A 19,020-nucleotide genomic window follows, 5' to 3' on the forward strand; every position below is an offset into this window, starting at 1 on the left:
CGTCGGCAAAAGGCTGGCAGCTTTGGTATTTACTCGGGGACCTCATGGCACGCCGCAAGAAAGTATACGAGGGCAAGGCCAAGATCCTGTATGAGGGTCCGGAGCCGGGCACGCTTATCCAATATTACAAGGACGACGGCCAGCTTGACGCGGTTCCGCCGCAGGCCGCAGTTGAAGGCAAGGGCGTGTTGAACAACCGCCTGTCGGAATTCTTTATGTCCGGCCTTAACGGCATTGGGGTGCCGACGCATTTCATCAAACGTCTGAACATGCGAGAGCAGGTCGTGCGTATGGCCGAAATCATGCCGCTGGAAATTGTGGTGCGCAACTATGCTGCGGGTGCCATGACCGAACGTTTGGGCCTGCCACTGGGCACACCCTTGCCGCGCCCGATTGTGGAGTATTACTTCAAGGACGAAAAGCTGGGCAATCCGATGGTATCGGAAGAACACATCGTCGCCTTCAACTGGGGCAACCAGCAAGATCTTGATGATATCATTGCACTTTCATTGCGGGTGAATGATTTCCTGTCCGGCGTCATGCTGGGTGTGGGCGTGCGTCTTGCCGATTTCCGTCTGGAAGTGGGCCGCGTCTGGGAAGGCGATTTCATGCGCCTGATCGTGGCCGATGAGATTAGCCCCGACAGCTGCCGTTTGTGGGATATCCGCGGCCTCGACCTGTCCGAGCGCGCGGCGCAAGGCCATGAGCCGATCCCGATGGCCAATGTCTATACCGAACTGGCGCGGCGTTTGGGGGTTTTGCCCACCAATGTCACGCATAACACCAAGCCGACCCTGATCAACTGAAAGGCGCCCAACGATGAAAGCTCGTGTTCATATCATGCTCAAAGACGGGGTTCTGGACCCGCAAGGCGAGGCCGTGCGCCACGCTCTCGGAACGCTGGGATTTGAAGGCGTAACCGGCGTGCGTCAAGGCAAGGTGATCGAATTGGATCTTGCAGGCGACGACCGCGCAGCCGCCGAGACGCAGGTCAAGGCGATGTGCGAGAAATTGCTCAGCAACACGGTGATCGAAAAATATACCGTCGAGTTTATCTAGAGTATTCGCCCTGCTGCCATAACGTTGGCAGCAGGGGACTTCCTAGATATCCGCCAGAAGACGCTTTGCCTCATCGCGTGCAGCAGTCAACGCGCTGCGATCCTCACCGGGAAAGAAGCGTGCGCGGGTCGCCGTGGGCATTGGCGCAGGTGTCACGATTTTGATATTCGGGCCATTCTTGGTGCTTTCAGCCGCCCACGCGCGGGCAAGTGCGATCTGTCCGGTCTTGGACGCAGCATAAGCGCCGAAAAACTTCTCGCCGGCGCGGGGATCCTCAAAGAACATCGCAGATGCATCGGGGCGCGCGCGTAGCAGCGGTTCCATCATCGGGATCAAGGTTCCGGTCGCACGCATATTGGTGGCGATGGATTTATCCCAGTCCTTGGTGTCGATATGTCCGGCCGGTGCCAGGGGGGCGGCATGAACCGCCGTATGCAGCCAAAGATCGATCCCGCCCCAACGGTCAAAGATTGACCGGCACAGATGCCGCATCGCATCATCATTGGTGATATCCATCGGCGCCAGCGTTAGCGCATCCACCGCTCCGGCGGCTTTGGCGCGATCATCCACTTCTTCCAGCCCGCCTGTGGTGCGGGCAACGGCAACCACATGCCAGCCCTTCTGGGCCAGCTCTTCGGCCATTGCCGCGCCAAGCCCACGCGAGGCACCGGTGACGAGGGCGATTTTCTGGCTCATGTCGTTTCCTTATAACGGGCCTGCCAAAGACAGCGTCAGGTCTTTGGCAGGGGATGTTCTTGACTGAATGAAAGACGTGTTATTCAGCCGCTTTCATCTCAAAGCCCTTTTCGATCATATCGGAGGGGGCAATGGGGTATTCCCCCGAGAAACAGGCATCGCAGTATTGCGGTGAATTATTGTCACGCCCGTTTGCCTCACCCGCAGCCCGGTAAAGCCCGTCGAGAGAGACAAATTTCAAACTGTCGACACCGATCCACGCGCACATTTCCTCTTCGGTCATGGTCGCGGCCAGAAGTTTGGAACGTTCCGGCGTATCCACCCCGTAAAAACAAGGCCAGGCCGTTGGCGGGGAAGCGATGCGGAAATGGACCTCGGCAGCACCCGCATCAAGGATCATGTCTTTGATCTTGCGCGAAGTGGTGCCGCGCACAACGCTGTCATCGACCAGAATAACCCGTTTTCCCTTGATCAGCGCGCGGTTCACATTCAGCTTCAGGCGCACACCCATATTGCGGATCTGCTCGGTCGGCTCGATGAACGTCCGGCCCATATACTGGTTGCGGATGATGCCCATCGCGTAAGGAATGCCGCTTTCTTGGCTATAACCGATGGCTGCGGGGGTGCCACTGTCGGGAACCGGGCATACAAGGTCTGCCTCTACGGGTGCTTCGCGCGCAAGCTCTACCCCGATCTGGCGGCGGGTTTCATAGATAGACCGACCGCCAAGGATCGAATCAGGACGCGAGAAATACACATGTTCAAAGATACAGCTGCGGGGTTTCATACGGCGGAAGGGGAAGTGGCTTTGAACGCCATGCTCGGACGAGATGACGACCATTTCGCCCGGCTCGATCTCACGGATAAACTCGGCGCCGATGATATCAAGCGCGCAGGTTTCGGAACTCAGCGCCCAGCCGTCCCCCAGCTTGCCTAGAACCAAAGGTCGCACGCCCAGCGGGTCACGCACGCCCATCAGCTTGGTACGGGTCATTGCGACAACGGAAAACGCACCCTCAACCTTGCGCAGCGCCTCTTCGAAGCGGTCGGGGATGGTGCGCCCCATGGACCGCGCCATCAGATGGATGATGCATTCACTGTCCGAAGAGGATTGAAAAATAGAGCCGCGCTCGATCAGCTCTTTGCGCAGGGATTCGGCATTTGTGATATTGCCGTTATGGGCAATCGCCGAGCCGCCCATCGAAAATTCACCAAAGAAGGGCTGCACATCGCGCATCGCGGTGGCCCCTTTGGAGCCGGATGTCGAATAGCGCACATGGCCGATACCGATTGTACCGGGCAAGGTGGCCATCACCGAGGCTTTGGTAAAGTTGTCACGGACATAGCCGAACCGGCGTTCGGAACAAAAGCCGACAGAAGGGTCATAGGTAACGATGCCGCCCGCCTCTTGTCCGCGGTGTTGCAACGCATGCAGGCCAAGGGCAACGAAGTTGGCTGCGTCCGCCATTCCGATGACACCGAAAACTCCGCATTCTTCGTGCAACTTGTCGTCGTCGAAGGGGTGGGCGAGGAAAGGACGCATTTCTGGGGCTCCGAATCCGAGGGGTTTTGATGCCCCCCGTGTAAGCCCTCGCGCGGGGCGTGTCACGCCTTGATCTTAATTTTCGACAGGTGGCGTGGTTGGGGTTACTGTCTCGACCGGTTCTGCGCAACCGCTGGTCAGCGCCTCATAGCGCGCCAAAATCCAGCCGGGCGCGTCTGTCGGGATGGAACCGTCAAGGTCGCCCTGGAAGGAGGCAAAGACTTTCGCAGAGCGCGAATTATCGACCATTTCTACGGTATTGGCCGCCACAGCACGATCGTAAACGATGAAGGCAACCGCCACCAAAAGCACACCGCGCGCCACCCCGAACAAGAACCCAAGCCCCTGATCCAGCCCGCCCAGAACCGAGCGCTGCACCAGCGACGACAGCAAGGGGGAAAACAGCGCGAAAACCACAAGGCCGATCGCAAAGACCACCGAGAAGGAGACGATGATCGAAAGCTCGCAGCTTTCAGCGATGCTTGGCCCGATTTTGGGGATTTCTGCGGCAAAGCCCTGAATTAGGGGTTGGGCCGCTGCGGCAAAGACATAAGCCAGAACGGCCGAGCCGACCCAGCCTGCAATCGCCAGTGTTTCGCGCACCAGCCCGCGAGAATAGGCCAGCACGGCTGACAACACTATGACAAGCGCCACCACGCCGTCGATCAAGGTAAAGCCATCCATCACTTATCTCCCTTGGGGCGCGCTATCCGGCCCCGAACATTTCGCCTACAAAGGCCGTCAAATCGGGCATCTGGCGCACGGCCATACCCTCCACCCCGGCCATTTTGGACCGGGAGGGCGCGATTGCCTGTGAGAAACCAAGTTTCATCGCCTCTTTCAACCGGTTTTCGGTCTGGGCGACGGGGCGCAGGGCACCTGACAGGCTGATTTCCCCGAAAAGCACCATATCTGGCGGAATTGCAACATCTTCCCGCGCGGAAAGCAGGGCCGCAGCCACCGCCAGATCGGCCGCGGGTTCCGATACACGCATCCCGCCGGCCACATTCAAATAGACATCAAGCCCCGCAAAGGGGATGCCACAACGGGCCTCCAGCACGGCCATGATCGTCGACAGCCGACCGGAATCGAGGCCGACAACCGTCCGGCGCGGCGTGCCCAGCGGGGAGGGCGCGATAAGCGCCTGAATTTCCGTCAGCACCGGCCGCGTGCCCTCGATCCCCGCAAACACAGCCGATCCGGGGGCGGGTTTATCGCGGTCCGACAGGAACAGCGCGGAAGGGTTGGTGACTTGGGCCAGCCCGTCGCCTGTCATCTCGAATACGCCGATTTCGGCGGCGGGGCCAAAACGGTTTTTCACGGCGCGCAAAATGCGGAAATGGTGGCCGCGCTCACCCTCGAAATAAAGCACGGTATCGACCATATGTTCGACCACACGCGGGCCTGCGATCTGGCCGTCCTTGGTGACATGGCCGACCAGAATAACCGCTACGCCGCGCTTTTTGGCAAATGTCACCAGCTCATGCGCGGCAGAGCGCACTTGGGACACCGAGCCGGGCGCGCTATCGACCGTATCCAGCCACATGGTCTGAATGGAATCGATGATTGCAAGGCCGGGGCGTTCGGCATCCAAGGTCGTCAAAATATCGCGCAGGTTGGTTTCGGCGCCAAGGATCACAGGCGCATCGGCAAGGCCAAGACGCTGTGCGCGCATCTGCACTTGGGCTGAGGCTTCCTCGCCCGAGATATACATGCATTTCACACCGTTGCGCGCAAAGGCAGCGGCGGCTTGCAGCAAAAGCGTGGATTTCCCGATGCCCGGATCGCCGCCAACCAATATCGCAGAGGCCTCGACCAGACCGCCACCCAGAACGCGGTCGAATTCATCCATCCCGCTGGTGGCGCGCTTTGGCGGGTCTGCTTGGGTGGCAAGATCGGTCAGCGAGATCATCCGGCCCTTGCGGCCCAAGGATTTTGGGCCCGCCGAGAGCGGTGCCTCCTCGATCACGCTGTTCCATGCGTTACAGCTTTCGCAACGGCCGGCCCATTTCTTATGGGCGGCGCCGCAGGCTGTACAAGTGAATGCTGGGGGTGCTTTTGCCATGCGTCTTGATGCAATGAAGCGGCCAAGGGTGCAAGTGGGAAGCGCTAATTTGCAGGCGCTTGCGCAGAATTCTTACGCCCCGCAATAATCGAAAGCGCAAGCGAGGCCAGAACGCAGCCGGTAAACATATAAAGCCCCCAAGCCGTTTCCACCCGCGCCAGACCGATACCTTTGACCAAAATGATATAAAGCGCGATCAAGAATATATCCGCCATTGCCAGCTTGCCCAAGATATGCAGCGCAGGGGCCACGCGCGGGCTGAGCAACCTAAACTGCAGCAAGGCAAGGCCGATGGTTTTCAGATAGGGCGCGAAGATGGCGAAAAACGTGACCAGCAGCGCCAAGCCGACATCCTTTTGCCACAGCGATTGCAGGCCCGATACGATCGAGATTTCGGAAAGATCGAAAAACGGCAGCAGGCCCGCACGCATCAATGGCGCGAACCATGACAGGGGGAATAGCACCAAAAGCGACAGGTTCGCCGCAATCAAAAGATAGCGCACAGGCCTGCCTTTCGCTGCGGGGTCAGCCTCTGCGGGGTTGCTCGACATATCTTCGGGTGTAGCGCGCGCCAAGATTGGTCAGGATTTCATAGCCGATCGTATCCGCCGCTGCGGCCAAATCATCGATGGTTTGATGCGGGCCCAGAATATCCAATGTGCGCGGTGCCTGATCCAGATGCGAGACGTCAACGGTGATCACATCCATCGAGACGCGCCCCACAAGCGGGCAGGGCACGTCCCCCGCCCAAAGCACGGCACGATTGCCAAGAGCGCGCAAAAGCCCATCAGCATAGCCACCCGAAACGGTGGCAATCTGGCTTGGGGCCTCGGCCACCCAAGCGCAGCCATAGCCCACAGATTGCCCGATTGCGATATCACGCAACTGGATCACGGGCAGGGAAAGGGCAACTGTCGGATTTGCGGTTTCAAACGGAAGGCCACCATAAAGACCGATGCCGGGGCGCGTCAGATCAAAGTGATATTCGGGCCCAAGCAATATCCCCCCCGTGGCCGCAAGAGAGCGCGGCACATCAATGCCATCGGTCATGGCGCGAAACTCTGTCAGTTGGGCGGCGTTCATCTGATGGCCGGGCTCATCCGCGCAGGCAAGGTGGCTCATCACCAGCTCGGGGCCTGCTTCCAGTATAAGGGCTGCGACGGCCTCCCACTCCACGGAGTCGAGGCCAAGACGGTTCATGCCGGTGTTCAACTGCACGCCGAAAGGGCGACCGGGAAGGGATTCCAGATGGCGTGTGATCTGGTCAATGGAATTGAGCATCGGCGTCAGATCAAGGTCGTTGATCGTGTCGGTATCGCCCGCCATATGACCCGAAAAGACCGAGATCTGAGGGCCCTGACCAAGGGCTTGGCGCACGGCTGCCCCCTCTTCGGCACAGGCGACAAAAAAGCGGCGGGCACCGGCATGCGCCAAGGCACGCGCCACACGGCCAGCGCCTAAACCATAGGCATCAGCTTTAATGACAGCCCCGGTCTGGGTGTCTGCGGCGGACATACGATTCAACTGGTGCCAATTGGCGGCGATTGCATCGAGGTCGATAGAGAGAGTTGCGGTGGCCATGTGTTTGTTTTGACTGCTTAAGGGGAGAGGTCAAGTGAAAAGCGCTTAAGGCGCAGGGGGAGAGCCGTGCTTGGGGCCATTGAGGCCCCTGCGCCCGACATTGCCATGACATGTTGTTGGTGACTTCTATACCTTTTAAAGCGTTTCTGACATATTGGCATCAAACGGATCCGCAATGCAGCTGTTAACTTGGAACACATAGGCTGTCAGATCATATGTAACCATGGCAATGCCGCCTTTAGGGGCTCGATGCCCCTGCAGGCGGCTCCACCCCGTTGATCAATAGCCCTGATCGCTGCCTTCTTGCCAAGCTTTGACCAAGTTGCCAAAGCGGGTAAAGCGGCCTTCGAACGACAGTTCAACCGAACCGATGGGACCGTGGCGTTGCTTGCCAATAATCACCTCGGCCTTGCCATGGACGCTTTCCATAACCGATTGCCATTGCGCCATTTTCTCCAGCTCATGATCACCCGGTTTCTCGCGTTCCTTATAATATTCATCGCGGTACACAAACATCACCACATCGGCGTCTTGCTCAATAGAGCCGGATTCGCGCAGATCCGACAGTTGCGGGCGCTTGTCTTCGCGGCTTTCGACCTGACGCGACAGCTGTGACAGGGCAATGACGGGAATGTTCAGCTCCTTCGCGATGGCCTTCAACCCTTGGGTAATCTCGGACACCTCTTGCACCCGGTTTTCCTTGGAGGAGCCTTTGAGCAGCTGCAAATAGTCGATGATCAGCACATCAAGCCCATGCGTCCGCTTCAACCGGCGCGCGCGGGCGGCGACCTGACTGATGGGCAGCGCGGGCGTATCGTCGATATAAAGCGGGCAGGCCTCAAGGCTTTTGGCGGCTTCGACAAAGCGGCGGAATTCCTGTTCCGACATATCGCCGCGCCGGATTTGCTCGGAGGGCACTTCGGAAGCTTCTGAAAGGATCCGTGCGGCCAATTGTTCCGCGCTCATCTCCAACGAGTAAAAGCCTACAACCCCGCCCTCCACAGCGCCTTCGGCGCCATCGTTCCGAAGGCCGCGTTTGTAGGCCTTGGCGATGTTAAAGGCGATATTCGTTGCCAACGAGGTTTTCCCCATCGACGGTCGGCCGGCAAGGATCAGCAAATCCGACGGGTGCAAACCGCCCAGCTTTTTGTCCAGATCAGCCAGACCGGTTGAAATGCCCGCCAAACCGCCATCGCGTTGATAGGCGGCATTGGCAACATTAACCGCTTCGGTTACCGCCTTGAGAAAGCTTTGAAATCCGCGCTCTGCGACGCCCTGTTCGCCAAGCTTGTAAAGCCGCTGTTCCGCCTCGACGATCTGCTCTTTGGGTTCCGATGCCACCTCGACCTTGGCCGCCTTGGCCGCAATATCACGCCCCAGCCCGATCAATTCGCGCCGCACCGCCAGATCATAAAGCATCTGCGCATAGTCGCGCGCCGCAAAGCTGGAAATCGCCGCCCCCGCCAGACGCACAAGATAGGCAGGCCCGCCAAGTTCCTTCAGCCCCGCGTCATCCTCTAGAAAGGCCTTGAGGGTCACGGGCGATGCCAGCGCGTTTTTCTGGATACGCGCGGCGGCGATCTCAAAGATGCGGCTATGGACCGGGTCATAAAAATGGGCAGGTTTGATCAACGAGGAGATACGATCATAGACATCGTTATTGGTCAGGATCGCACCCAAAAGCTGCTGCTCGGCCTCAATGTTATGGGGCAGGGCTGTGGTTTCTGTCTCCGCCGGAAGGGTTTGGCGGATGGGGGCGACTTCATTCATTTGTTCGGCCTCATATGTCGGATTTCGGGCGTGTCGCAGGTGTAGCACAACGCGCTGTGGAAGGGGCTGTGCAAATCTTGTGGATAACCGCTGTATAACTACGAAGGGCGATGAACCGCGCAAGCGCAGCCTACCTTATTTGGGGGCGCTTGTCACCGGGATCACCGTTTATAGTGTGCCGTGGCAGGCGTAGTGGCGCCCAAGGGGCAGGCCCTGTGCCGAATCAAGCGGGCTTGCGGGCCTCTTGCCACGCACGGGGCGCACGCAAAAAGCTTTCGACCTCGGTCAGGGTATTGGCATCAAAGGCACCGCTTTCGCGTGCCTCGGCCAAAACATCCCACCATGTGCAAAGATGGTGCAGCATGACCCCATGATCCGACAGTTTTTGCATCGTGTCGGGGAAAATCCCGTAATAGAAAATCACCGCCGTATGCGCACATTCCGCCCCCGTTTCGCGGATAGCATCCACGAAAGAAAGCTTGGAGCCACCGTCGGTTGTCAGATCCTCGACCAGAAGCACGCGCTGGCCTTCGGTCATCACGCCCTCAATCCGCGCGTTACGCCCGTAGCCTTTGGGCTTTTTGCGCACATAGGTCATCGGCAGGGCCATACGTTCAGCGACCAGCGCCGAGAAGGGGATGCCTGCGGTCTCACCGCCGGCGATATTGTCAAAGGCCTCAAAGCCCGCGTTGCGCATTACGGTGATGGTCAGAAAATCCATCAAGGTGCTGCGGATACGCGGATAGCTGATCAGCTTGCGACAATCGATATAGGTCGGGCTGGGCAGACCGGAGGCCAGTGTAAACGGCTCATCCGCGTTGAAATGCACGGCCTTGATTTCCAGCAGCATACGCGCGGTCAGGCGGGCGATTTCGGTCGCAGGGGGGAAGGAGGTCGGGATCATCTCTGGGTCCTTTGTATCAACGGGCTAGGCCGCGCCTTTGGTTTTTTGCTGTCCGGTCGCGGATCAATCCGCGACATGCCAATGCACCGGAAAGCCCGGATCAAATACGGTCACGGGGCCTGCCTCGGTCAGGATTTTGTCGGGCCATTCCGCGGGCGCGCCTTTGGTCAGGGTCATGGTCGCTTCATTCACAGGCAGCCGGTAAAATGCGGGCCCGTTGCGCGAGGTAAAGGCCTCCAGTTGGCCCAGCGCGCCGTCTTCCTCGAACACATGTGCCAGCAGCGGCATGGTGTTGGTCGCGGTAAAGCAGCCGGCACAGCCACAGGCCTGTTCTTTGGCCGCATCGACATGCGGGGCGCTATCGGTGCCAAGAAAGAACCGTGCATCACCAGAAGTTGCCGCAGCACGCAGAGCGAGGCGATGGGTTTCACGTTTCGCCACTGGCAGGCAGTAGTAATGCGGCTTGATGCCCCCCGACAGGATATGGTTGCGGTTGATGATCAGGTGATGCGTTGTGATCGTCGCCGCCAGATCATCGCCGCCGGCACGGGCATAATCCACGCCTTGCGATGTGGTGATATGTTCCATGACCACACGCAGGCCGGGGATCGCGCGGCGCAACGGGTCCAGCACGGTGTCGATAAACACGGCCTCACGGTCAAAGATATCGATGTTAGGGTCGGTCACCTCACCGTGCACGCAAAGGGGCAGGCCAATCTCGGCCATCTTTTCCAGCACGGGGCGCACCTTGTCAAAATCGCGTACGCCGGAATTGGAGTTGGTCGTTGCCCCCGCAGGGTAAAGCTTCACGGCCTTTACCAGACCGGATGCGGCGGCGGCGGCCACGTCTTCGGGGTCCGTGCCCTCGGTCAGATAGAGCACCATCAGCGGGTCAAACGACATGCCTTTTGGCAGGGCTGCCATGATCCGCGCATGATAGGCGCGCGCATCGGCATGGGTGACCACGGGGGGCACAAGGTTGGGCATGATGATTGCGCGGGCAAAATGGCGGGCTGTTTCGGGCAGCACACCTTGCATCATTGCGCCATCGCGCAAATGCAGGTGCCAGTCATCGGGGCGGCGGAGTGTGATGCTATCTGTCATAGCCTATCCGCTAGCCTATCCGCCTTGGATTTTCCAGATGCAAAAGCAACCCACAGGCTGTGAACCTGTGGATTGTTTTTGACGTTTCTGCTTAGGCTTTCTCTGGGTTTTCGCTCTTCTCAAGCTTTTCCAGATGCTTGCGAAACACCGGCGCGCGCAACCGCTGGGTCACGGAACGACAGATCATCGCCTCTCGTGCGGGGCGGTGCGCATAGGTGCAGGCGCGCAGGATACGCCGCAGGTAGGGGCCGTAATTGCGCCGCTCCCGCCAAAGCTGGTTGAAGTAATGGGGGGTTAGCTTGCCGTCGCAGGCCGATTTGATCAGCTTTGGCAGAATGCCCATCTCGGCAAGGTTAAGCGCGACATCATCCCCCAGAAACGGTGTTTTCAGGGCCGTGACCCAAGGTTTGCGGAATAGCGAGGCATGCATGGCATCCAAGCGGCTATAGGGATCATGGATGGTAAACACCCGCGTTGCCCCTTCTGTCATTTCGGGGGCATAGCCATAGCGGTCATTGAAATTCAGCCGCCGTGCCTTTCGGTCGCGCGTGTCCCATCCCGCCACTTGCGGATCCAGTGTGGCGCGCGGTTGTATCGACAACACGGTACAGCCCGGGGCCGTCACCGAGAAGGCCGCCGCTGCATAGGCCCCCATACCGGTGCCAACAAAAACCACGCGGTCAAATTCGTCAAAGAAGCAATCGTCCACCAATTGATCAAGATAGGCATAGACGTCTGGATCGCGGTACCAGGATTCGCCCTCGCTTATCAGGCTTAGGTGGGACCAGCCGTTCTGCGTGGCCTGCCCGAAAATGGTGGGCATTGTTCCCGGCTGCAGCGCCTGCATATCTTCCAGCCGGTCAAAACTGATCACAAGGGTCGGGCCGTCCTCATTATAGATGGCCCAATGCGCCCCGCCTATAGCGTCGAAGGACCCGAGATCCTCGCCCATATTCCGCAGGAGCAAAAGCACATCATCGCGGCCATGCGCCGAGGTCGCTTCCCCGATAGAAGGCTTCTTTTCGTCAATATGTGGCATAACATTACCCACCTAATCATTAATTTTCCCGCCGTAGCGTTTGCCCTACCGTTATGTCATCGCCGGATGGCGCAATCGGGCAGAGAAAGAGGCAGTACCGTGACATTTAGTAGAAACGTGGACGCAATGGGTGGAGCTGATTCAGCCGTTAACCCTTTGTTAACCTTTTTGGGCGGCGTGTGACCAGATCAGTCGTGCTTGTGCGGCCGTCAGACAGCGGGTGGGGTGGCACATTAGCAACCGTCCAAAAAGACTGCGCCACGCTTCTTGTTGCATCAGGGCGGTAAAACGGCTGTGACGCCAGGCGACAGCCGAATGGTGCAGGGATGAAAGGGTGGCATCAGCCCTCAGCGCTGCCAAAATCGGGGAGCTGCGGGGGGCTATGCCTTCGATGCTGCGATCTTCGGCATCACAAAAATTACGCTCCACCCAATAGCCCATATCAAAGGCAGAGGCATCTCGGTTAGCCCGCCCCCGATCACATTTAAGCATATAGCTTTCCATCGCCCCCAAGGCGTAATGGTTCATTTGCACGATCTGGTAATTGTCGCGGCCAAAGGGGGTAAAGATACGGTTGCGATGAAACTGGGGGGGCAACTCACGGCCCGATCCGTCGAACCAGCGTTGATGGATGATATCATCAGGGCTGCGCGGGCGGTGGACCCCCAGCTTGCGGTAGCTGCCATCATTGCGAAACAGGGTCTTGAACAGCGCGGCGCGCCACGGCCAATGCAACACGGCAGGGGCGGCACGGGTAAAGGTCTTGGTCACAGGGGTGTCATGGAACGCCACCACGCCCGCATTGCCGAACATGCGCCATGTCATCGGGATCGCCGTCGCATCGGGCAGGGCGGTCAAAAGCGCGCTCAGGCTGCGGTCCCCGACATGGATATTGACGAATTCATCAATATCACAAACCAAAATCCAATCGGCCGCTTTGACCAGCGGGTGCTTGTCCGCGGCCTTGAGGGCTGCCCATTGCGGGCCTTCCTCATGCGGGCCATCGTTGCGTATATGGGTCAGGACGCCCATCTCTTGCAGTCGGTCAAGCATAAGGTCGGTGCCATCGCTGCACTCATTAGAAAAGACCAGAAAATCGGTAAAGCCGCAGGCCTGATGATGGGCCAGCCATTCCAGCAAAAAGGCCCCCTCATTGCGAAGGGTCAGGACCGCGAGGAAACGCATCGCACCGCCTTTATGTCCTTGCCGTGTCTCAATGCTCTGCCTCACCCTTGTGATCGACGGTAAAGAAGAAATCAGCGGGCAGATCGCGCTGGTGCAGATCCTCGGGGATCACGGCGGGGCCTGCCGAAAACACCGCCGAGCCGAAATGCTGCTGCATCCTGCACAGGGCCTGCATACGCGGGCCGGTCAGCTCGGCATAGAAGTTCTGGTAGTTCTCGGTCTGCATCAGATCGGTGATTTTTGCGCGGTGACAGGCAACGCTGTGGTTATGCGCCGCGCGGATATCCGGATCGGCCAGCAGAATATCCATCTGCTCACGCAGCGCGGGGATCATGCGCTGGATGCTGTCGTCCTGGTCGATGTTGTGGTTCATCCTAAACCAGTAATTCAGCCCCTGATCGCGGTCAACATGGTTCACCCGGCCCCGATCGCGCTTGACCAGAAAGCTTTGGGCAGAGCGCACGGCATAGTGGTTCAGCTGCACCCAGTCATAGCCGTAGGTGTCCAGCGTTGACCGCCAGCCATTGCGAAACATGCTGCGGGGCAAGGGGCGGCCCGACCCGTTGAGCCATTTCACCTGATCCCAAAGATCGGGCACCAAACCCTTGGGCCGGTGGACGCCGAGCTTTTTATACATATCGATATTGCGGAAAAGCGTCTTGAACCCCCAGGCCTGATGCGGCTTACGGATCACCTCTGGCGCGCAGGCGGTGAATTGTTCCGTGATAAAACGGTCCTCGTAGTCATGCACATCATCATTGCCGAACAAGCGCCACGTAAGCGAGATCATATTCGCCTCCCCCATCGCCTTATAGAGGTCGGGCAGGGTGCCATTGCCGATCTTGATATTGATAAACTCATCCACATCCATGCAAATGCCCCAACCGCAGTTTTGCATGACAGGCTCGGATTCAGCGGCCTGAAGTGCCGCATGTTGTGGCTTAAGGTCGCCGCCGGGGGTAAAGGGGTTGATCCGGTGCTGCACGATGCCTTTGGCCTGCAACAGATCAAGCATGGTATCGGTACCATCGGTGCAATCATTGGTGTAGATCAGGAAATCATCCACCCCGATTGCACGGTGATAGGCCAGCCATTCCAGAATAAACGGCCCTTCGTTCTTCATAGTGGTGACAATCGCGGTCCGCCCGCCGCGTTCGGCCGCTTTGGGGGCGGGCTTTATCTTGGAGACGGGGGCGCGCACGGGCTTATGGTCAAACACCCCCTCAGCCATCGCGATCAGACTGGCTTGTTCCACCAGAGAGGTCTTTGGCGCAAGCTCGGATGCCGTGCGCCCCGGTATCTTGATCGCCATCGCACGGAAAAACGGCACGGCGCGGGTTGGGTCGGGGTTGGTATAGGCCACCCGCAACATGCGCCATGTATTCGAAAGACCGGCTTTTTGTGGTGCCACCCCCCAGCGGACCATTGGCTTGGTCACATCAAAGGCGGCGCAAATATGATCGGGAATACGGGGGGCGGTGTTATTGCGTACCCGCCACGGGTAAATCCGCGTACCGGCCAAAAAGATCGCCCCGCTCTTGGCGCTTGCACACAGATCAAACGCGCTGGGGGCGCCTGCGGGTTTCGGGGCCAGAAAGTCAGGGATATCCAACGTCAGCACGGCGCGCGCATCCTGCAAAAACCGCCATTTGACCACCTCATAGATCAGCGCCTCCCCCAAGGGCGCGCGCCACGGATTGGGGACGGGCGGCTCCATCCGATCTTTGCCGGGCGCATCGGGGGCAAGGTAGACGTGGTCCTCAGGGCCAAGATCGGGCTTGCCCAAGGGGACGGCGCAATCAAAAAACACCACACGCATATCCATATCCGCCAATGCGGCGGCCAGATCAGCGCGAAAACCATCATCGGGCAGGCGGTTGATGATAACGGCCCCTGTGGCGGCGTGATGGCGGGCGTGATAGGTCAACCATTCCACGGTCTGCGCGACGGTTTCCGTCATCCGAAAGCCAAGCAGACAGTTGCGACCGGCCAGAAACGCAGGCTCTGCCAAGGTTGGCTCCAGCGTCAGGATACTGCCATCCGCCCGCGCCAGATGCACGGCATCGGAGGCCTGCACGGTGACCAGTGCGGCGCCGGACACATCGCGCAAATCCAACGGCAAGGCACAACCGGAGCGAGCATCGGGCGCGAACCCCGCGACCTTTACCCCCGCGCCGAAAAACGCATGCACGCGGTCCGGCGACACCCGCACGCAATCCAGCAAAAGCCCGGTCCCGGCCAGCATTCGCGCGCCCAGTTGGCGCTCGATTATGGCGCAAGATGTCTCAGTGCTTTGATTGCCCACAGATTTCAAATTCCCCTAGCCTCGGCGGCCCGTCGCATGCGGTCGAACCCGCAGTTTCAACGGTTTTTAGCATATGGTTAGAAGTCGGTCCAAGTAAACTCGTGCAAGATTTTTCATACTCCATTGGCAAAACACCATAATTTCGCCAGAGTGATGCAGATGATGTTAAGATACTCGCCTATAGATTGCGGGGCGCAACGAGCAGGGCAGTAATAAATGGCACGAACACGCGAGGTCGGTACGCTTTGGATTGGCGGGGCACTAAGCTGGATGGAACAGCTTTGCCTGAAGAGCTTTGTGGACAAGGGCCAGAAGATTACGCTGTTCTCCTATGACAAGATCGCGAATGTCCCCGAGGGGGTTATCTGCCGTGATGGTCGCGAGATCCTCGATACCGATGATTTCATCAAATACGAGAAGAAAGACAGCTTTGCGCTTTTTGCCGATTATTTTCGCATCCATATGATTCAGCAAAATCCGGGCATGATCTGGGTGGATACCGATGTTTATTGCCATCGGGTGATGGATTATGACAGCGATTATGTGATGGGGTTCGAGCTGCCGGGGGGGCGGCGGGTTAATAACGCCGTGCTTGGCCTTCCGGCCGACAGCGCGATCTTGCAAGACATGCTGACCTTCATGGAGGATTGCTATTCCATCGCGCCTTTCCTCAAGGAAGCGCTGCAAAACGAATATCGTGCGGCCGCGGCGGCGGGCGCGCCGGTGCATGTATCACAGCAACCCTGGGGCGTGTGGGGCCCGCTTATGGTGACGCATTTCATCCACAAGCACGGGTTGGCGCATAAAGTGCAGCCCCTAGAGGCCTTCTATCCGATCCCCTTTCCCCAGCGTCTGAAATTCCTGCGCCGCAACGCAGAGGTACAAAAGCTATTGCGGCCTGAGACTACGGGGCTACATCTATGGGCCTCTAACAAGCGGGAGCTGATCTTGCGTCACGATGGCCTCCCACGCAAGGGCAGCTATTTTGCCCAACTATTGGATCACCATGACATTCAGCCTGAAAAGGCACCACTGACAGGTCGGGGGAAAAAGAAGTTTGACGCCGGCCTGCTGGATGATATTTCCCTGAAACAAGTGGCCCGTTTTGCCGATATAGGCGGGAACGCACAGGCGATGGCCTTGGCGGCTTGGGTCAAATGGGGATGCAGCATTGACCTGATCGACATTGGCCGCAACGGAAGCTGGCCGGAGGGCCCGTCGGACTGGGTGGCGCGGTACCGGCAATTTCTGACAGATCACGGTGTGCCGTTCGATCATATAAACCTGTGTGGCAAAGAGGATGATCTGGTGCCTGCGCAAGTGGTGACCAATTTGACCGGCTTTGGCGATCTGTACCGTATTCCGCCCTTGGGTGCGGTGCTTGACCGCGTGCTTGGCCCCGGTGGTTGCGTGATATCCGATATCCGAAAGGGTTCGGGCGGCTATCCGTTTTTTCGCCAACGCGGCACGCTAACGCAGTTGTCCAGCCGCAAAGATACGGGCGGTGAGGTTCACCGTGTTTTGGTGATCGCAGATAAGGCACCAACATCCGAGGCTGATCAAAGCTGGGCCGAGATCGCGCAGGGGTTGGCGGGCAAGGACGGCTTTTACCGTGAAAGCGACGCCCATGCGATGCTGTTCATCAAACGCTCTGACACGCTTGTTGTAACCTTTGACAACCTCGATATCGCGATGGAAAAGCGAGAGGACAAGCGGCCTTGGGGCTTTGCCTTTGTGGAGAAACAGGGCTGGTCGATGCTGGGGGTGACGGCCGAGGGCTGGACTTGGTTTCGGGATGCTTGGGTTGATGCCCAGTTTGACGAGCTGAAAAACACTGGATTTTTCCAGCAGTTCAAACGGGTGGTGTTTTACGGCGCATCAATGGGCGGCTATGGCGCCTGTGCCTTTGCGGCGGCCTGTCCGGGCGCGGATGTCGTGGCGATTTCACCGCAGTCCACGCTGGATAAAGCGCTGGCTCCGTTTGAGACACGCTATAAAACCGCATGGGATCGGGATTTTTCGGGGCCTTATGGCGATGCGGCCAAGGCTTCGGCCACGGCGGGGCGTGTGACCTTGATCTATGATCCCTATGAGCCGCTGGACAGCGGTCATGTCGCGCGGTTCACGGCGGAAAATGTGGTAAAGCTGCGCGCGCCGCTTTTGGGGCACCGGCTGGGATCAAGCTTGCATCAGATGGGGATATTATCGCCGATCGTGCTGGCCGCGCTGAACGGTACATTGACCGAGGCTGACTTCTACCAACGTCTGCGTGCGCGAAAACAGTTCGGACGCTATCAAAAAGAGCTGTTCAACCGTGCGCTGTCCAAGGGCCATCCCGAGCTTGCCCGTAAAATGGGGCGCTGGGTGCTGACGCATGGGGGAAACCGGCACATCCGCAAAGCGCTGGAAAAGATGTAGGCTGCGCGGCAAAAAACCGGCCGCAAGGGATGCGGCCGGTTTTTAACATAGATTATCTTAGAAAAACGCCTGCAAGCCGGTGATCGCACGGCCCAGGATCAGCGCGTGAACGTCATGCGTACCCTCATAGGTGTTGACCGTTTCAAGGTTCACCATATGGCGCATGATCTGGTAGTCTTCCTGAATACCGTTACCGCCGTGCATATCCCGCGAATGGCGGGCGATTTCCAAGGCCTTGCCGCAGTTGTTGCGCTTGACGATAGAGATCATCTCGGGGGCTGCATTGGCATTGTCCATCAGCCGCCCGACCTGCAAAGAGGCCTGCGTGCCAAGGGCGATATCCGTCATCATATTGGCCAGTTTAAGCTGGTAAATCTGGGTCTGCGCCAGTGGCTTGTTGAATTGCTTGCGGTCCAGCCCGTATTGGCGCGCGGCGTGCATGCAGAATTCGGCCGCGCCAAGAACGCCCCATGAAATCCCGTAACGCGCGCGGTTAAGGCAGCCAAATGGCCCCTTCAGCCCTTCGACATGCGGCAGCAGGGCATCGTCACCAACTTCGACATCCTTCATCACAATCTCACCGGTGATGGAGGCGCGCAGGCTCAATTTGCCGGCGATTTTAGGCGCGGACAGCCCCTTCATGCCTTTTTCAAGCACAAAGCCGCGGATCTTGCCGCCATGCTCTTCGGACTTGGCCCACACCACGAAAACATCCGCGATCGGAGAGTTGGAGATCCACATCTTGGCGCCGTTAAGCACATAGCCATTCGCGGTTTTCTTGGCGACGGTTTTCATGCCTGCCGGGTCGGAACCCGCGTCAGGCTCGGTCAGGCCAAAGCAGCCGATCCATTCGCCGCTTGCCAGTTTTGGCAGGTATTTCTTGCGTTGCTCTTCGGACCCGTAGGCATAGATCGGGTACATCACCAAAGACGATTGCACCGACATCATGGACCGATAGCCACTGTCGACACGCTCTACCTCACGCGCGACCAAGCCGTAGGCGACGTAAGAGGCACCGATGCCGCCGTATTCCTCGGGAACGGTCACGCCCAAAAGCCCCATCTCGCCCATCTCGCGGAAAATCTCGGGGTCGGTGGATTCGTCACGGTAGGCGGCGGTCACACGCGGTTGCAGCTTTTCTTGCGCATAGGCGCGGGCCGCATCGCGCAGCATCCGCTCTTCCTCGGTCAGCTGCGCATCGAGACGGAAGGGGTCTTCCCAATCAAAACGGTTGAGATCCGGGGCGTCTTTGGCTTTCAGTATCGGCTTGTCCATTGCGGTCTCCATTCCATCATTACATTCCAGTTAACGCCAATCCAGCGGGTTTTCAAATGAATTAGCTTTGCAAGTT

The 19,020-nt window shown here is 58.5% G+C and carries 16 protein-coding genes; 3 read left to right on the forward strand and 13 right to left on the reverse strand.

The window, feature by feature from the left end:
- Window positions 1-44: 44 nt before the first annotated feature.
- A complete protein-coding gene (locus EOK75_RS13735; RefSeq protein ID WP_137194656.1) occupies window positions 45-806 on the forward strand; it encodes a phosphoribosylaminoimidazolesuccinocarboxamide synthase in 762 nt (253 codons plus the stop codon).
- A 13-nt stretch (window positions 807-819) separates the two neighbouring features.
- Window positions 820-1,059 (forward strand): phosphoribosylformylglycinamidine synthase subunit PurS, encoded by a 240-nt coding sequence (gene purS / locus EOK75_RS13740; protein ID WP_137194658.1) that lies wholly within the window; start codon window positions 820-822, stop codon window positions 1,057-1,059.
- 42 nt (window positions 1,060-1,101) lie between these two features.
- Here the strand turns inward: purS and EOK75_RS13745 are convergent, their stop codons facing one another.
- The 12 genes from EOK75_RS13745 to EOK75_RS13800 form a co-directional block, all read right to left on the reverse strand.
- Complete coding sequence (locus EOK75_RS13745) at window positions 1,102-1,755, reverse strand: SDR family NAD(P)-dependent oxidoreductase (RefSeq protein WP_137194659.1); 654 nt, start codon at window positions 1,753-1,755, stop codon at window positions 1,102-1,104.
- Between the two features lie 79 nt (window positions 1,756-1,834).
- Window positions 1,835-3,298: an amidophosphoribosyltransferase gene (gene purF, locus EOK75_RS13750; RefSeq protein ID WP_137194660.1), complete on the reverse strand. Its 1,464-nt coding sequence runs from the start codon at window positions 3,296-3,298 to the stop codon at window positions 1,835-1,837.
- 75 nt (window positions 3,299-3,373) lie between these two features.
- Complete coding sequence (locus tag EOK75_RS13755) at window positions 3,374-3,982, reverse strand: CvpA family protein (RefSeq protein ID WP_137194661.1); 609 nt, start codon at window positions 3,980-3,982, stop codon at window positions 3,374-3,376.
- A gap of 22 nt (window positions 3,983-4,004) precedes the next feature.
- Window positions 4,005-5,363: a DNA repair protein RadA gene (radA, locus tag EOK75_RS13760; protein ID WP_137194663.1), complete on the reverse strand. Its 1,359-nt coding sequence runs from the start codon at window positions 5,361-5,363 to the stop codon at window positions 4,005-4,007.
- A gap of 44 nt (window positions 5,364-5,407) precedes the next feature.
- Complete coding sequence (locus EOK75_RS13765) at window positions 5,408-5,914, reverse strand: paraquat-inducible protein A (protein WP_137194665.1); 507 nt, start codon at window positions 5,912-5,914, stop codon at window positions 5,408-5,410.
- Entirely contained in the window at window positions 5,889-6,944 is a 1,056-nt protein-coding gene (gene alr / locus EOK75_RS13770) for an alanine racemase (RefSeq protein WP_137194666.1), read from the reverse strand. The genes EOK75_RS13765 and alr overlap by 26 nt, the downstream gene beginning before the upstream one ends.
- 279 nt (window positions 6,945-7,223) lie before the next feature.
- Window positions 7,224-8,714: a replicative DNA helicase gene (locus EOK75_RS13775; RefSeq protein ID WP_137194668.1), complete on the reverse strand. Its 1,491-nt coding sequence runs from the start codon at window positions 8,712-8,714 to the stop codon at window positions 7,224-7,226.
- A 223-nt stretch (window positions 8,715-8,937) separates the two neighbouring features.
- A complete protein-coding gene (locus EOK75_RS13780) occupies window positions 8,938-9,618 on the reverse strand; it encodes an orotate phosphoribosyltransferase (protein ID WP_137194670.1) in 681 nt (226 codons plus the stop codon).
- Between the two features lie 63 nt (window positions 9,619-9,681).
- Window positions 9,682-10,722 (reverse strand): dihydroorotase, encoded by a 1,041-nt coding sequence (gene pyrC, locus EOK75_RS13785; protein WP_137194671.1) that lies wholly within the window; start codon window positions 10,720-10,722, stop codon window positions 9,682-9,684.
- A 91-nt stretch (window positions 10,723-10,813) separates the two neighbouring features.
- On the reverse strand, window positions 10,814-11,761 hold the full coding sequence (locus EOK75_RS13790; protein ID WP_137194672.1) for a phosphoadenosine phosphosulfate reductase: 948 nt from the start codon (window positions 11,759-11,761) through the stop codon (window positions 10,814-10,816).
- Between the two features lie 159 nt (window positions 11,762-11,920).
- The gene (locus tag EOK75_RS13795; protein ID WP_137194674.1) at window positions 11,921-12,946 is read right to left on the reverse strand and encodes a glycosyltransferase family 2 protein; all 1,026 of its coding nucleotides are present in this window, start codon (window positions 12,944-12,946) and stop codon (window positions 11,921-11,923) included.
- Window positions 12,947-12,974: 28 nt separating this feature from the next.
- On the reverse strand, window positions 12,975-15,191 hold the full coding sequence (locus EOK75_RS13800; protein ID WP_137194675.1) for a glycosyltransferase family 2 protein: 2,217 nt from the start codon (window positions 15,189-15,191) through the stop codon (window positions 12,975-12,977).
- Window positions 15,192-15,467: 276 nt separating this feature from the next.
- On the opposite strand from EOK75_RS13800, the gene EOK75_RS13805 reads away from it, so the two are divergent.
- Window positions 15,468-17,669 (forward strand): hypothetical protein, encoded by a 2,202-nt coding sequence (locus tag EOK75_RS13805; RefSeq protein ID WP_137194677.1) that lies wholly within the window; start codon window positions 15,468-15,470, stop codon window positions 17,667-17,669.
- A gap of 57 nt (window positions 17,670-17,726) precedes the next feature.
- On the opposite strand, the gene EOK75_RS13810 is transcribed toward EOK75_RS13805, so the two are convergent.
- A complete protein-coding gene (locus EOK75_RS13810; RefSeq protein WP_137194678.1) occupies window positions 17,727-18,944 on the reverse strand; it encodes an acyl-CoA dehydrogenase in 1,218 nt (405 codons plus the stop codon).
- Between the last annotated feature and the right edge of the window lie 76 nt (window positions 18,945-19,020).

Source organism: Pseudorhodobacter turbinis, assembly GCF_005234135.1.
Lineage (GTDB): Bacteria > Pseudomonadota > Alphaproteobacteria > Rhodobacterales > Rhodobacteraceae > Pseudorhodobacter > Pseudorhodobacter turbinis.

What these genes read in the sequence shown, in the direction of transcription:
- EOK75_RS13805 (WP_137194677.1), top strand. Translation starts at nt 15,468, where the DNA reads ATGGCACGAACACGCGAGGTCGGTACGCTTTGGATTGGCGGGGCACTA.
- EOK75_RS13755 (WP_137194661.1), bottom strand. Translation starts at nt 3,982, where the DNA reads ATGGATGGCTTTACCTTGATCGACGGCGTGGTGGCGCTTGTCATAGTG.
- EOK75_RS13795 (WP_137194674.1), bottom strand. Translation starts at nt 12,946, where the DNA reads ATGCGTTTCCTCGCGGTCCTGACCCTTCGCAATGAGGGGGCCTTTTTG.
- purF (WP_137194660.1), bottom strand. Translation starts at nt 3,298, where the DNA reads ATGCGTCCTTTCCTCGCCCACCCCTTCGACGACGACAAGTTGCACGAA.
- EOK75_RS13780 (WP_137194670.1), bottom strand. Translation starts at nt 9,618, where the DNA reads ATGATCCCGACCTCCTTCCCCCCTGCGACCGAAATCGCCCGCCTGACC.
- EOK75_RS13810 (WP_137194678.1), bottom strand. Translation starts at nt 18,944, where the DNA reads ATGGACAAGCCGATACTGAAAGCCAAAGACGCCCCGGATCTCAACCGT.
- EOK75_RS13790 (WP_137194672.1), bottom strand. Translation starts at nt 11,761, where the DNA reads ATGCCACATATTGACGAAAAGAAGCCTTCTATCGGGGAAGCGACCTCG.
- purS (WP_137194658.1), top strand. Translation starts at nt 820, where the DNA reads ATGAAAGCTCGTGTTCATATCATGCTCAAAGACGGGGTTCTGGACCCG.
- EOK75_RS13775 (WP_137194668.1), bottom strand. Translation starts at nt 8,714, where the DNA reads ATGAATGAAGTCGCCCCCATCCGCCAAACCCTTCCGGCGGAGACAGAA.
- alr (WP_137194666.1), bottom strand. Translation starts at nt 6,944, where the DNA reads ATGGCCACCGCAACTCTCTCTATCGACCTCGATGCAATCGCCGCCAAT.
- EOK75_RS13735 (WP_137194656.1), top strand. Translation starts at nt 45, where the DNA reads ATGGCACGCCGCAAGAAAGTATACGAGGGCAAGGCCAAGATCCTGTAT.
- EOK75_RS13800 (WP_137194675.1), bottom strand. Translation starts at nt 15,191, where the DNA reads ATGCTGGCCGGGACCGGGCTTTTGCTGGATTGCGTGCGGGTGTCGCCG.
- radA (WP_137194663.1), bottom strand. Translation starts at nt 5,363, where the DNA reads ATGGCAAAAGCACCCCCAGCATTCACTTGTACAGCCTGCGGCGCCGCC.
- EOK75_RS13745 (WP_137194659.1), bottom strand. Translation starts at nt 1,755, where the DNA reads ATGAGCCAGAAAATCGCCCTCGTCACCGGTGCCTCGCGTGGGCTTGGC.
- pyrC (WP_137194671.1), bottom strand. Translation starts at nt 10,722, where the DNA reads ATGACAGATAGCATCACACTCCGCCGCCCCGATGACTGGCACCTGCAT.
- EOK75_RS13765 (WP_137194665.1), bottom strand. Translation starts at nt 5,914, where the DNA reads ATGTCGAGCAACCCCGCAGAGGCTGACCCCGCAGCGAAAGGCAGGCCT.